The organism is Novosphingobium sp. (genome assembly GCF_036820275.1).
Taxonomy (GTDB): domain Bacteria; phylum Pseudomonadota; class Alphaproteobacteria; order Sphingomonadales; family Sphingomonadaceae; genus Novosphingobium.
In genome coordinates, this window is sequence record NZ_DAISLT010000005.1 from 18,492 (window position 1) to 31,845 (window position 13,354).

At 59.5% G+C, this 13,354-nt stretch carries 11 protein-coding genes; 3 read left to right on the forward strand and 8 right to left on the reverse strand.

Features of this window, described 5'->3' with window-relative positions; translation table 11 throughout:
• Positions 1 to 371 precede the first annotated feature (371 nt).
• Positions 372 to 1,289, forward strand: coding sequence for a hypothetical protein (locus V7066_RS05495; protein ID WP_054435558.1), 918 nt, complete (start codon positions 372 to 374; stop codon positions 1,287 to 1,289).
• Between the two features lie 13 nt (positions 1,290 to 1,302).
• Here V7066_RS05495 and V7066_RS05500 read toward each other — a convergent pair whose 3' ends face one another.
• From V7066_RS05500 to V7066_RS05530, 7 genes are all read right to left on the reverse strand, one after another.
• Complete coding sequence (locus V7066_RS05500; RefSeq protein WP_292637007.1) at positions 1,303 to 1,644, reverse strand: type II toxin-antitoxin system RelE/ParE family toxin; 342 nt, start codon at positions 1,642 to 1,644, stop codon at positions 1,303 to 1,305.
• The gene (locus tag V7066_RS05505; protein WP_054435564.1) at positions 1,637 to 1,918 is read right to left on the reverse strand and encodes a type II toxin-antitoxin system Phd/YefM family antitoxin; all 282 of its coding nucleotides are present in this window, start codon (positions 1,916 to 1,918) and stop codon (positions 1,637 to 1,639) included. The genes V7066_RS05500 and V7066_RS05505 overlap by 8 nt, the downstream gene beginning before the upstream one ends.
• Before the next feature lie 1,258 nt (positions 1,919 to 3,176).
• Positions 3,177 to 3,515 (reverse strand): GFA family protein, encoded by a 339-nt coding sequence (locus V7066_RS28770; protein WP_165913361.1) that lies wholly within the window; start codon positions 3,513 to 3,515, stop codon positions 3,177 to 3,179.
• Positions 3,516 to 3,900: 385 nt separating this feature from the next.
• A complete protein-coding gene (locus V7066_RS05515; protein WP_243692782.1) occupies positions 3,901 to 4,020 on the reverse strand; it encodes a type II toxin-antitoxin system prevent-host-death family antitoxin in 120 nt (39 codons plus the stop codon).
• A 2,579-nt stretch (positions 4,021 to 6,599) separates the two neighbouring features.
• A complete protein-coding gene (locus V7066_RS05520) occupies positions 6,600 to 7,862 on the reverse strand; it encodes a replication initiator protein A (RefSeq protein WP_132470132.1) in 1,263 nt (420 codons plus the stop codon).
• Positions 7,863 to 8,022: 160 nt separating this feature from the next.
• On the reverse strand, positions 8,023 to 9,036 hold the full coding sequence (locus tag V7066_RS05525; RefSeq protein WP_054435570.1) for a ParB/RepB/Spo0J family partition protein: 1,014 nt from the start codon (positions 9,034 to 9,036) through the stop codon (positions 8,023 to 8,025).
• Positions 9,033 to 10,232, reverse strand: coding sequence for an AAA family ATPase (locus tag V7066_RS05530; protein ID WP_054435572.1), 1,200 nt, complete (start codon positions 10,230 to 10,232; stop codon positions 9,033 to 9,035). The genes V7066_RS05525 and V7066_RS05530 overlap by 4 nt, the downstream gene beginning before the upstream one ends.
• Positions 10,233 to 10,840: 608 nt before the next feature.
• Between V7066_RS05530 and V7066_RS05535 the strand changes: the two genes are divergently transcribed.
• The gene (locus tag V7066_RS05535; protein ID WP_054435601.1) at positions 10,841 to 12,181 is read left to right on the forward strand and encodes an anti-phage deoxyguanosine triphosphatase; all 1,341 of its coding nucleotides are present in this window, start codon (positions 10,841 to 10,843) and stop codon (positions 12,179 to 12,181) included.
• 191 nt (positions 12,182 to 12,372) lie between these two features.
• Here V7066_RS05535 and V7066_RS05540 read toward each other — a convergent pair whose 3' ends face one another.
• A complete protein-coding gene (locus tag V7066_RS05540) occupies positions 12,373 to 12,891 on the reverse strand; it encodes a MucR family transcriptional regulator (protein WP_054435575.1) in 519 nt (172 codons plus the stop codon).
• Between the two features lie 240 nt (positions 12,892 to 13,131).
• Between V7066_RS05540 and V7066_RS05545 the strand changes: the two genes are divergently transcribed.
• Positions 13,132 to 13,323 carry a DUF6771 family protein gene (locus tag V7066_RS05545; protein ID WP_082370165.1) on the forward strand — a complete coding sequence of 64 codons (192 nt, stop codon included), beginning with the start codon at positions 13,132 to 13,134 and terminating at the stop codon, positions 13,321 to 13,323.
• Positions 13,324 to 13,354 lie beyond the last annotated feature (31 nt).

Here is a 13,354-nt window from a genome sequence, read left to right on the forward strand (position 1 = left end):
TCAGATGCCTGGCACCCATCCCGTTTGAACCGAGTGTGCGGACGTTGAGAGAAGCCCCCTGCCCCGCCTGTCCTAGCCTGTGAATGCGCTAAGAAAGTGTCGCCGAAAAACGCTGGAGATCAGCCACGCAGCATCCAGGCGTCCGGCGGTATTCTTCCCTGAATCCAGCCGTATTCTTTCAACGCAGGATCCAGAAATTGGGCGGCGCTGGAGCGTCCAGTCGTATCCTGAAAACGACACCTTCTATAAAGAGACGTCAAATCCCGTTCTGTGATAACTGCAATTATCACATGTCCACTTGCTGACGCTATCGAAGAGGTTAACCAACTTGTCGGTTTGGTTGTTTTCGCTCTTGTGCTACGCCCTCCACTATGACGGCTGAAAGCCACACACTTTTGCAGCTCGGCCGCCTCGATGGACGACTCCAGAGCAGCCCGGCAACCGACCTGTGGCTGGCCCGCGCGCGACTGAAAGGCGCCGTTTTCCTCGCGGAATTGGCCAGGGTACCGATCACCGAGGACAGCCTGCTGGCGTGGATCTGCGGCCGCACACCGCCGCCGCGCCGCAGCGAGGGATTGAACGATCCGCTGTCGATCGCAGCGCTGTTTCACTTTGCGCTCCAGGCCGAAGAAACCGCCGGCGATCCGGTCGCCGAGGCCTCACTGCGCGTACTGCGCACCTTGCTCGACGACCGCGCCGAAGCCGAACTCTACGCTGCGCCGGATCTCGCCTGGTTCGGATCGGTGTTTGTAGACGCCAAGCGGGCCTTGCTCACCCCCCTCTCCTCTCCCGGCATTCTGCCGCTGGCCGAGCGGCTTATCGCCGTGCACCACGAACTCGGGTTACAGGCCGGCACAGGGCGGCGCGTCATTACCGCCGACGGCCGGTCGCTCGATATCGATCCGCGAACGTTTGACACCGTCTGGGTCCTCGGCACTTTGCTGCCCCGCGCCTATGTTGCGGCCGGACTAACACTTCGCGCCCTGCCCTCTCTCGTCGGCCTGCCGCGCTTTCTGCCCAACGATCCCCGCGTGCTCGCCGATGAATTGCAAAGCCGGACCTTGGAAGCAGCGCTCCTGGGTTTGTGGGAACTCGATCAGCTTGAACTGGGATTGAAACGCATCCCGCTAGATCTCAAGGTCACTAAACGCAGCAAGGCGCCGCTGCTGGCACGGCTCCAGCTGGCCTATCCGGATTTGCGGGTGCCGGCGATCGCGCGCCTCCTCGGCATCTCGCCGCAGGGCGCGCTCAAACTGGAAATGAAAGTTCGCGATCTTTTGCCGAGCTGAGTTGGCCCCAAGTTCAGTGCGGACGTCCGAGCAGACGGCGCTCAAGCAGTTCCCGCATATCGCGGCGCCCATCGGCGACCAGTAGAATGACGACGCGCTCGCCGATCACCCGATAGATGAGCCGGAACTGCCGCAGCAGAACCTGGCGGAACTCGCGCAGCCCCAATCCTTCGAGTTCCTTCGGCACCCCTCCCCGCTCGGGAAAGCTCTCGAGCGTATCGACCACCGCGAGGAACTGATCAATCAGCGCATCTGCATCATCCGCCCCGCGGACCTTGGCGATGTAACCATGAATTTCTTCGAGATCGTCTTCGGCGGCCTGGGTGAGTTCGACGGCGTAAACGGCGTCAGGCATCCGGGCGCGGCGCCTTTGCTCGCAGGCGCTCGGCAACACTGCGAGCCGACTTTGTCCGACCGGCATCAATGTCCTGCTGGCCTAGCGCCAACAGCTTCAGCAGCGCCAACGTCTCCTGTGCCTGCTCGAACGAGTCCACGTCCTGCAGCACCGCTTTCGCTTCACCGTTCTGCGTGATCACCAGCGGCTGCCGCGTGTCGGCCAGGTCCGCGAGAACTTCGGCCGCATTGGCCTTGAGATAGCTGATGGGTCGGACCTGGGTCGACAGTCGCATGATGCGAAAACCTCGCTGGACTAAATTCAGTCTCTATTTAGTCCTCCGAATGCATTTTAGCAACCGGGCGAGGGCGTCGACCCATTCGATGGCATTCTGTTGATCCAAATCTGTCCCGGTTTGCAAAAACCCAAGGAATTCTGCGGGTTTCGCTGAGTTAAAGACGGCCTGCCCGCAAAGCCACTCTACAGTCGCGAAACATCACCAAGACGCACCAATCTTCATCAGGCCGCTTAAGGCGCTGTAAGAGGCCTTGCAGGCGATTTTATCGCTATTTCGCGTTTTGTTCACGCATTCACGACGTATTATCGCTAAATCAATGAGCGCTGCTTCGGACCCGATGTAGATTCTGACTAAGCCTCGATCACCAGTAGCGACCGATATAGACGGCATGCCTTGTACACTAAGGCCCGACCGATTCAGTCCTACACGATCGCGCCGCTACCTCGAATGGAACGGCCAGGTCGGCTGCCATTTCCATAGGGCCGCCAACAAACTGGCACGCATGGCCATAGTCCGAATATTCGGTGTCGTCGATCCGGAGGGCGAGCGGGTCGGGTACCCCAAAAAGGGACATGCGATCCACAACGCGGACGTGCCCGATATGTTTGTACGGGATAGGCCCGATCATTGCACCATTGTCGTCGCCTACATCCCGATGATCGACGGCGATCCGAGGACGCAGGACCAAGGCCACGACAGGACCTTACTGGACAGTGCGCTCCGAGACTGCGCTCTGGTGGCCAAGGCGATCGGCATTCCCCCCGGGGTTGCTCGACGCGCTGCTTCGAATGGGTGCAACGTCGGCTCGGCAGCAGCTGGCAACTTCTACCATCCGCCCCCTCACCCCCTGTATCTGCCATTGCAAGCTGTCGAAACCTAGGTCGATGAATTCACGGGCCCCTCCCTTCGACAGTTTGGTCGCCGGCCAGTTCGGGAGCCCTCCCCTTTTCAGACGAGACTATCGGCATTCCGAAACCATGGTTTCGGCCGGCGCCGCAGTGTCTGCCGGGTCCTAGCGCGGCCATTAACCCAATCTCTCCGGCTGCAGACAGGCGGCAAATTTGGCCGATCTTTGGAGCGGGCTTTAAGCCTGTCTCCAATCGCAAGCGCGCCGATTTCCTGACAAACGGTTTCGGTTACCGCTTCAGCCGAGGTCATTATGGCCGATCATTCGGCCGATTTCGTCCATCGACTTCAGAAAGGGTTTCGGCGTGACCTCCGATTGGAGACGATACGGCGTGGGCCCGCAGCCGCATCATCCCGCGTTATCGAACTTCCGGACTTCAACCGCGCATTCTTCGAAGCCATCCAGCAAGCGGGCATTGATGCCCACTCTGCCAAAATCCTCGCCAAGTGACTGCCAGTGCGTACCGCAGCCACACACCGGACAGTGATGGATGCTGATCATCTGGTCCCCCCATATATATGCCGTCGTCTCACCTGAGATGCTCACTTCAGAAGGTGGAAAGTAAGCGACCCGCCAAGCCAATCGCCGGCAAAGCGAACAGTTACATTCCGCGACCCACTGGGGCGCATCCGGCACGTCTATTTGCACCTTGCCGCAGTGGCAGCTTCCGTGAACGCCTATGGCCATATTTCTAATCCCGGTTTCGAACGACCATACCGGCAGCAATCTTCTCTCGTTACCCTCTTGGGGCAACCCCACTTAGCTGCCCACCTTCGTGCGACCACACTTCCACGCCTGCATCATTCAAGCAGCTGAAAACAGCAAAGAGCTACTCAACCAGGATTTCTCCCACGCGTGGGACAGATCCCCTAACCCCGCGGATTTTCTCGCGTAAATGCGAATTAACAGCCTTGCGGAAATGGTATCAGGCTCCCTTTGAGTTCAGTGAACCGAGGTCTTCCGCGCGGCGCATCCCAGCCATCGGACGGTTTGGCCACCGGACGCCTGACAACTCAGCGGGCCGCCTTGGTGCCTCCATTCTCGATATCCTCTGGACCGAGCGTCGGCAATTTTAGCAGCCCCTGGTTTGGTCGAATGAGCCGACTGCCTGCAACACAGCCATCGGCCTGCCGTTCTGCGTGATCACCAGCGGCTGCCGCGTGCTGGCGAGATTGCCGAGGAGTTCGTCCACATTGCTCTTGAGGTAGCCGCTGAATCGGACCCGAAGCGATCATGCCATTAGAGAAACCTCGACGGATCTCATTAGGACCCAATGTGAAGTGCGGCGATTAAAGAGGCAAATGGTCCCCTTCCGCTGGATCGTTTATCTCTAGAGCGAACTCATCAGCGTTTGGGGACAATCGTCTGGATAGGTCATCGGTATCGGTTTGACGACCCCATCTGCCATTGCGAGCGACCGCGACGACGATCAAATGCAGATGACGGGGCGATCCTACCTGAAATTTGGGCCCGCTGAGGAGCTCTCTGAGCGGGATTTCGACCTCTCGATGACCTGGGTATCATTTTCGGGTTCAAACGCGCCCTCGGTGGCTCTGAGGGCAAAGCACACGATTTCGTGATTTTCCGCCTCTCGAGGTGGCCGACGGTGTCCCTCGTGCTGAAGGCTTGTTGAAGGACGTGTCGATCAGCTCCCGAGATCCTTCGCCGGGAAAATCGGAGTCGATGATCCCGTTACCGAGGTCATCGGATCTCCGTTTGGATGCCGTATGACCATCTACTCGGCGCTCGTTTGTACAGCTAGCCAGATCGAGCCCCAGGTCTGCACTCTGACGGCATGACAAGTGTTAGCGTGATACCCCTCCCCTGGCGATGCACCATCATAAGCATCCACGTTCCGACCGTGATGACAGGTCGTTGCAGAATTGCCGGCAGGATTCGCTCAAAAGCTTGAGCTGTTTGGAGCCCAGATCGAATCAAAGCTCTGCCTGATCGGCTTACCGGGTTACCTGGCCAACGCCGCCAAGGGTCGATCGCGCCAGAGCCAAGCGCGGATGAAAGGTTGCGTGAAGGTGAGCTTAGAGCTGGCGTGGTGCGAGTGTGTGTTTGCGCTGGGTCGGCGCGCTCAGTTCCGTGGTCCAGCTGCGCCGACGGCTGAGGTTTTTGTTTGGTGTGATGGAACGTCGGATGATGGGGGCTGTACATGCGCAGTTCGCAATGCGTGCAAAGTCCTTACGATCGTCCGCCCCTTCCCTTTTCTCCCTTAAATCAATCTCGAAGATCCGCCGCAGGCGCAGGGTTAAAGGGGTTATATTTTTAAGTTAGAGAGTTAAGGGGTCCCATCGCCCGCCTGAGTCCGGGCTGACTCCGCGAGTCGCGGCCTGTGGATAGAATCTGATAACACGCGGTAAGCATTCTGATAGCACGCGAGTGAGATTCTAATAACACGCTCCAGAGAATCTGATCACACGTTCTGCCCGTCGGGGGGTGTGGACAAGTGGACAAGGTCGATACCCAGCCATTCCATCACGCGTCCGCACGCCCTGTGCTTGCGCCATTTTCTCGTCTTCTCGGCTCATTGTCACCCTAAATCCCGTGCAGGCCGTTTCAGCGGATTTTCAAACTGCGTCGTGTTTTCGGGAATGTCTGCGCAAAGCGACAAAGCGCTCTCGACGTGTTTTCAGGAATGGCGATTATGGCGATATGCCCCTGCGCAGCGATTCTAGCTGAGTTAGAGCGCCTCGAGATCGACACGTTGCCGGCCTCCATTTTCAATCCGCAAGGGCATCGGTGAACCGATTGGAATTGCTGCGATTGGCAATGTTCGCCAGCACCCCATCGTGTTTTTAGAATCACAACCGCGCTTGCGTTGCAGCCTCGTCTTTGCGGAGAGTTCCTTGGAAAGTGTCGCGGGCGAAGCGGACAAACGCGCGATTTCCGAAAACACGTTATGACAGCGCTTCTCGACCGCTCGTTGTCGGTTTACGTTCGCCCCTCATCGCATCCTGACATCATGCGTGTCTTGGGGTGGCCTTTGCCTGTCCCGCTCCGCGTCGCCCTGCCCTGCCCCGCCGTGTGCAGGATCGGTTTTTGGAATGCCACTGCGATGAGAAGCCATGCGAAGCGTCTCTCAGATGCGGGCGATCCATCCTGCCAACCTGGAGGCGGACGCTCGGTGGGCTCTTATCAATCGGTGATAGGAAAGCCCCGGCGCGCCCTTCGTCGGAGATCGGAGCGGCGCTTGCAAAGCCTCTGCTTGCAGATCCCCTGCCCCTCTTTCTAACGAAGTACCGCAAGGGCATCTGCTGCAGACCAATATGACGCAGGGAAGTGGCCCATCTGCATATCTGCCGAGATGAAGGCGGTGTCCGGTAAGGGGATCTTGGGAGAGGGCGCTGACTTCTGGCGAGGCCTGCGCCGGGCACCGCCACGATGGCAAACATGGCTTCCTCAGATGATGGATGATCAAGGTGCAGCTCTGCTGCGAAACTTCCGAGGCGGACAGCGGCAGGGAAGGGGGCCCGAGAGGGCATCGGTGCGGATGCACGCGTGCCGGCGCCTCGGTTGGGGAGGGCGGAGCCACATGCCAGCGCGTTTTGTGTTCCTGCGTCTTGGGTTGATGGGCGACCCAGTTCGCTAAGTCGCAATTGTCCGCATGTCGAGGAAGGCGCTGGCGGCCAATGGCAGAGCGGAGAGGGCGGTACAGCGGGCCGGCATGATCACGCGATGATGCGAGAGCGGGGCAGTGCAGTGCAGTGCAGTGTAAGCCAGGATGGACCGGCACTTGGGCGAAGATTGCCTTTAGAGAGGGCCCTAGAATCCGGGAAGCTGGTACTTGTTGCGCTCGTGGTGCTTCTTCATGAAGCCGTAGAACCGCTTCGAGTAGTTGCGCGGCAGCTCATTTGGGTTCGCGTTGAGGAACGCATCGAACGTCTTCATGAGAACGTCGAGGTCCCAACCGGGGCACTCCTGACGGATCGCCTCATAGGTTTCGGGATCGAGAACGTCCTGTGCCCGGCGGCCTCGGCGCAGTTTGGGCGTTTCCTTGGCGGTCTCGGCATAGACTTCAGCGTGCGGATCGCCCGCTGGATTGGCATCTTCGAACTTCAGGCTAGCTGCCGTCCGCGCCAGGAGGCCGCGGGTGAGACGCGGGTCGACCAGATCCACTGGCGCAGGCGTCACAGGAGACGCTGCGATTGATGCGCGGGCCGGGGCAGCCGGTTTGGGCGAGGGCAGGGCGGGGGCCTTAGCTGTTCTGCCTGGCTGGTCCTCGAGGTATTTCCTCATGACCATCTTGAGTTTAGGGCGCGGGGTGTCGGCGCCGATCACTTCGAGGCTGATCTCGGGGAGATTGTTCGCCCGTGCCAGCTCGAGGATCTTGTTCTTGAACGAGGGCAGCGAACTTTCACTGCCGCTCTTCTGGTGCAGCGTCTCGAACCCGATCGTGAACCCCTCGGCGCCGTTTCCGCCCGCGTGCTTGCGGCTTGCCCGGTACAGCCATTTCCCGAGTCCACTCGTGATCTCGAAATAGAGCGGCGAAATGGCCAGCACGTTGCGCTTGTCCATGACGCCTTCGAAAAACCACTTCGAGAGCGTGATTTCCATGCCGAGTGAACGCTGCGTCTTTTCATCGACGAGGTGCGTGTAGCTGTCGATCCATGAGAAGGTCGTCTCGCGCGATTTCGAGTTCGCGCGGATATTGGTCTTGATCGTGGTCGCCTGTAGCCGGTCGAGGGCCGCGATCAAACGCTCGTAGGCACGGCCGCTGACCCCCCAGCAAATCCGCCGGAGCAAGTCGCCGGGCTGGAGCCGGATCGTCGGAGAGAGATCGTTGTCGCCTCGCTCGCGCAGCTCATTCAGGTGCGACGCGAGGTAGATCATGATGTCCGCGTCCCAGATCGTCGCCATCCCGTACTCGGGGTTGGCGGACACATGGACATGAACGCTCTTATCGGGGCTGTGATAGTCGATGGGTTTGATGCGCTTCTTCTTCGCAAGGCTAAAGAAGGGGCGCTGCATTGTTTCCTGATAGTCGCGCAGCGAGATATCGCTGAAGTCGGGCAGCGTGAAAAACATCTCGAACTGGACCTTCCGGCCGCCATTGGCGGTCGGTGACGCGTCAGAAGTCACGCTGCAAACCCATCCCTCTTACACCCGTCCCACGCGTGGGAAATGTCATTTAAGCATCTGAAATTAATAAGAAAAATTAGTGTTATCAGCTTTGCAACAAACGTACTCAGCGACCCGCCTTCCTGAGGATCTTGGCGTTTTCGATGAGGGGGCGAAGCGCCTCCAGAATTTCATCGGTGGTCCGGTCAGTCGGCGTGAGTGTCAGGGTAAGGCCCCGGCTTTGATTGCGATCGACTTGTCCGATCTGCGTTCCCGCCACTTCGATGAGCGTCTTTTGCGATCGGCCTCGGCGAGGGGCAGTTGTCGCCTGTACCAGACGGGCAACGACCTCGGCGCCGCTGATCGGTTCCTCATCGCCCGACTGCCGGAAGCTTTGCTCATTGGCGATATGCGCCGCTGCCTCTTCCATTTTGGCCAGGCTTGCCGGCGTTCGAACGAGGGGCAGGAGCTTGTCGCCATGGCGCACCTGAAGGTCCATCGGCGAATTGAAGGCACTGACAATCGACTGCGGGATCTCGGTCAGGCCGATGTAGCGAGCGAGGCTGGATTTCGAGAGCTTGACCCGTTCGGCCATCTTCGACTGGACGCCATCATAGTAGGTGTCGACTGCGGCCTTGTAGTTGAGGCCGCGTTCGAGGTCGGAAATGTCTTCGCGCTCGCGGTTCTCGATGTCGGCAAGCCGGAAGGCGGCCTCGTCATCGATGTCCTCGATGATCGCGACAAGTTCGATGTCGGGGTAGTGATTGGCGTTGAGCCAGCTGGTCGCCCAATGGCGGCGCGTCCCGATGACGAGCTCGTAAGGGAGTTCCGCCTTGGGCGTGCGGCGGACGACGACCGGAATGCGGTTGCCGTTTTCCGCCTGCAGAGAATCGATGAGGCTGCTCAAGCGATCCTGTGTCAGCCGGGCGTAGTCTCGGGCATTGCCCGGCCAAATCGAACATTCCGACGGCTTCAGGCGGATCGATGGCTTCTTTACCATTCGCGACGCTTCGCCGAAAGCATCGAGCCGCTTGCTGGTAAAGCTCGTGCGCGGTTCGGTACGCGGGGCCTCTTCGGCTACGACAATCGGCTCGGCCGGGGCCGAGGCAAGGGCCTCGCCGATCAGGGAACGCCGGCTCATGCTGCAGCACTCGCGAAGGCGTCAGCCGCGCGGCCGGCAATGCTTGTCGAGGGCCACTGCTGGCGGATCTGCTGAACAACTTCACTGAACACGGAATCTAGGTTTTCGCGGCACCGGTTGTAGGTCGCGTGGGAAGCGGAAGGCTTACTCTCGTAGACCGAGCGGAAGGCCTGCGTCGCGTTCTTGATCTCCTCCGAGGCAAGAATGGGCTGGCTGAGTAGGAATGTGCCGTAGGTTGCCTGCATCATCTTCCACATGTCGTTTTCGCCTGGCTTGCTGGGCGTGTAGGTCGAGCATACGACGCGGATGAAGCCGTAATCGACCGGCGTGCCCGCCGCTTCCAGAATCTCGATATTATCCGCGATCGTCTCCATGAAGTGGATCGTCGACAGGTAATCGAGTTGGCGTGCCGGGACGGGGACGACCAGACCGGTTGCCGCGGCCATGACGTTCAGGCCGAGAAAGCCCATCGCTGGCGGCGGATCGAGCAGGATGACGTCAAAGTCCTTGCTAATGGTCGAAATTCCTATGCGCAGGCGTTGCAACCCTTCGCGTACAGCCTGACTGCCTTCCTGCAGCGTTGCGGTGAGATCCCACTCAGCGTCCTGGAGGCCAAGGCTTGAGGGGATGATCTTGATGGTCGGCCAGGCCGTGTCGTGGATGGACGCCGGAAAATCGTCGAAAGTGCTGCGCGGCGACAGGAAGTTACCTAGCGTCTCTTCGACATCGATCAGCGTCTCGGGCTGAATGTCGAACATCGTCGTCGTCGATGCCTGCGGATCGCAGTCGATCACGAGGACCTTGTAACCGTGAAGCGCAAGATAATCTGCGAAATGCTTGGTGATCGTCGACTTGCCGACGCCGCCTTTGAAGTTTTGGACCGCGATGATCACCGCATCTTCGTCTTCGGCCTTGCCGGGGTGGATGCTAAGCGTCTCACGAATGTTGGTAAGATCTTCAAGGGTGTAGAAGCGGCGGCCATTTGCCGACTGCTTGGGGGAGGGGAGTCGGCCTTCCTTTTCCGCTTTTGCCAGCGCCTCGGGAGTGCGGCCGACCAATTCGGCGGCTACGCCGGGGCCGAAGGTCAGATCGAGAACCTTGCGGTCCTCGGGGTTGAAGACGATCTTCTTGACCCGATCGCGCATCTCTTCGCACGTCCGCGTGATCGCGCGCAGCGTGTTGACGGTGTACGACATGGCCCAATACGCTCCCTGGTGAATCAGCAATGCTGTTTCAGTTTGGGTTTAGAGAGCAGAATTGGCTCTGAAAGTCAAACCTGACCCATCCGGAGCGCTTGGAGCCGAATGACTGACGAATCCGGTCTCGGGTCGCGAACTGCAATAACGGAACCGTCTCACTTCCGAACGAAGCCATCTATGCGGCGCTGTCGGACGTCTAGTTTCGAATACCAGACGGCGAACAGTAGCGTCCAGCGAACCGGGGGCGCCCGAATTGGCGTCCCGCCAGAGGAATCCGAATACCCGGCGAGGCCAATTCTCAAAACCACTTTGGGACATTCCGGGAGGCGGTGTCAGCGCTCCTATACAGAGGCGAGGCTTATGCGCTTTCGGTTGAAGTCTCGCTCATCGCGCGACTGTCATGACTGATATGATCTGAAACCCCAAGGGATGAGCGCAGTAGTTGTGGCTCCGACGAGTGCATCGCCGCCACAGCATCGAGAAGGCGGGTGATCAAAGACATGCGGAAAACATGTCGGCAGAGAGCTTTCTGTTCCCCGGTGCGGGCGCTAGGCTCCCTTCGGTCACCGAGAAGCGCTGGCGTATAGAGGAGTGTGAAGTCGCAAATGAGCTGGTACGCGAGGCAGGAAAGCTGGCAGGCCCAAAACAGTGACGCCCGCGACGAAGCCGACATCGACTATTCGCGGGTTATCCATTCCGCATCGTTCCGCCGCCTGCAGGGCAAGACGCAGATCCTAAATCTGGGCGACAGCGATTTCTACCGGACCCGGCTGACCCATTCGCTGGAGGTGGCGCAGATCGCCGGCGGAATTGCCCGGCAGTTCCGCAAGGACTTTCCCGACCACCCGGCCATTCCCCATCTGCCGGAGCACAGCATACTGCAGGCGATCGGGAACACACATGACCTCGGTCATCCGCCGTTTGGCCACGGCGGCGAAGTGGCGCTCAATTACTGCATGCGCGAGGCAGGCGGCTTTGAAGGGAACGGGCAGACGCTGCGCATCCTTTCCAGACTCGAGCAGTTTTCGGCCGGTGCCGGCGCAAACCTCATGCGGCGCACCTTGCTTGGCGTGCTGAAGTATCCGGTTCCTTATTCGCAGGCGTACAACCCAGCCTGTCCTCCCCGGCTCAACGGCAAGACCACGGCGATCAGCATCATCGACCGCGCGGTCTCCAAGCCTCCCAAATGCTATCTCGATACCGAACGCGATGTCGTGCAGTGGGTGCTCGAGCCGCTTTCCAGCGCCGATCGCGAGCGGTTCACCACTCTCCAGACCCAAAGCGGGAAGCATCATAAAGCGGTTCATAAATCCTTCGACTGCAGCATCATGGATGTCGCCGACGACATTGCCTTCGGCGTTCACGACCTGGAGGATGCCCTGGCGCTGCGGTTGGTCGACGAGGGGGCATTCCGAACGCTCGTGCCGGAGGAGAGCTGCGCCTCGTTCCTGTCATATCTCAAGCAGAAGTATCCGCAGGAATCCGAGAACAACGTCTACGAGCGCCTCATCGCGATGCTGTTCAGCGACGGCGGCGAGCGCAAGAGATGCATCGGCCGAATGGTCGGTCACCTGATCACGCATTGCGAGATCGAAACCCGGGAAGAGTTCGAGGAACCCATGATCCGGTTCCGCGCCGGAATGCAGGCTGGTCCGCGGGCGTTCCTTGGCGCGCTGAAGGACGCGGTCTATCGGGCCGTCATCCAGAGCGCAGGCGTCCAGCAACTTGAGTTCAAGGGGCAGAAAATGGTGGTTTCGGTGTTCGAGGCACTCGCCTCGGAGCCTGAGCTGCTCCTGCCGGCAGACCAACTGGCAAGAGTGCGGGCTGGCGAGAACGTGCCGCGCGTTATCTGCGATTATATCGCCGGCATGACCGATGGCGCCCTCCTCAAGGCCTACGACCGGCTGTTCAGTCCCCGCATGGGTTCGATTTTCGATCAATTCTGAGCGGCGAACTCTGCGTCAACGACAAGGAGGGCGCTACGGTCCGCCGAAAAAAGACTTGAGTTCTGACTTCTGCGGCTCGCGTGCTGCTGCGAGCCAGATGGGGGAGCACGTTTCCCCGCGGACCGTGCGGGCATTCGTCATCCCACAGTCCACCGGGGCACCGCGCGAGCGCCCCGGTGTCGGTGCCGGCTTTACTGGCCGTCGTCGGCAGGTGTGACCTTCTTTCGTCCGGCGGTCTTGGGCGTTGAGGGCTTTGACGCGGCAGGCGTGGCGGCTTCCGCCTTGGGGCTGCTCTCGGCCCGCTTGGCCTTGGGACGGCCGCGCGAACTTTGTCCCAGGCCGATTTTCACAGCCAGTTCCTTGCGCTTCTCGGCGTAGTTGGGGGCGACGAGAGGGTAGTCAGCCGGCAGATTCCAGCGGTTGCGGTATTGCTCGGGGGTCAACTGGTGGTCGATTCCCAGATGACGCTTGATGAGCTTCATCTTCTTGCCGCACTCGAGACACGTGATCGTGTCGGGCTTGACCGATGCCCGAACTGAAACGGCGGGTGTGCGAGCTTCCACCGTGGGCCCCGGTGCCTGGCCGAGCCCGGCAATTGAATCATAGACGGCGGCGATGAGGTCCGGCAGAGCCTCGGTCGCAACCTTATTGTGACTTACATGCGCGGAAATGATGTCGGTAGCGAGAGTGAGAAGAGTTTCGTCGGCCATTATGCTTCTTTTACCCGAATTGTTGTTTCTTGGCGCGTCGCCCCAAGCACCATGCTTACTTTGAAGCAAGAGCATAGCAATGCCTTTTCCCGGCACGTGGCGACTGAATCGATTTAGGATTTATTCTTTGAGGGCTTGTGTACCTCTGGGTGCGATGCGTTCCCTGGTGCGGATGCCATTACCAGTAATGGGGCGGATTTTTGCTTGCCGTTTGTTCTCTAAATGTTCCAACATCGAGAAATGGATCGACTCGACACTCGGCAGCTCTCGGACGCCATTCTGAATGCACCTGGCTGGGCGCGGGTAGGCCTTACGATGCGCGACCAACGGATGCGTCAAAAGGCCGCAGACGAAGTGGCAAACTGCATTGTCGAGCGCTTGTCGGACTATCCTGAAATTCCAGATCCGAACCAACTCTCTCTGTTTCCGTGACCGATCTATCCGAACTGTCCAGGGATTGATC

Excerpts from the sequence above, each read along its gene's own strand:
- V7066_RS05495 (WP_054435558.1), top strand. The coding sequence starts at position 372 with ATGACGGCTGAAAGCCACACACTTTTGCAGCTCGGCCGCCTCGATGGA.
- V7066_RS05500 (WP_292637007.1), bottom strand. The coding sequence starts at position 1,644 with ATGCCTGACGCCGTTTACGCCGTCGAACTCACCCAGGCCGCCGAAGAC.
- V7066_RS05505 (WP_054435564.1), bottom strand. The coding sequence starts at position 1,918 with ATGCGACTGTCGACCCAGGTCCGACCCATCAGCTATCTCAAGGCCAAT.
- V7066_RS28770 (WP_165913361.1), bottom strand. The coding sequence starts at position 3,515 with ATGGCCATAGGCGTTCACGGAAGCTGCCACTGCGGCAAGGTGCAAATA.
- V7066_RS05520 (WP_132470132.1), bottom strand. The coding sequence starts at position 7,862 with ATGTTTTTCACGCTGCCCGACTTCAGCGATATCTCGCTGCGCGACTAT.
- V7066_RS05525 (WP_054435570.1), bottom strand. The coding sequence starts at position 9,036 with ATGAGCCGGCGTTCCCTGATCGGCGAGGCCCTTGCCTCGGCCCCGGCC.
- V7066_RS05530 (WP_054435572.1), bottom strand. The coding sequence starts at position 10,232 with ATGTCGTACACCGTCAACACGCTGCGCGCGATCACGCGGACGTGCGAA.
- V7066_RS05535 (WP_054435601.1), top strand. The coding sequence starts at position 10,841 with ATGAGCTGGTACGCGAGGCAGGAAAGCTGGCAGGCCCAAAACAGTGAC.
- V7066_RS05540 (WP_054435575.1), bottom strand. The coding sequence starts at position 12,891 with ATGGCCGACGAAACTCTTCTCACTCTCGCTACCGACATCATTTCCGCG.
- V7066_RS05545 (WP_082370165.1), top strand. The coding sequence starts at position 13,132 with ATGGATCGACTCGACACTCGGCAGCTCTCGGACGCCATTCTGAATGCA.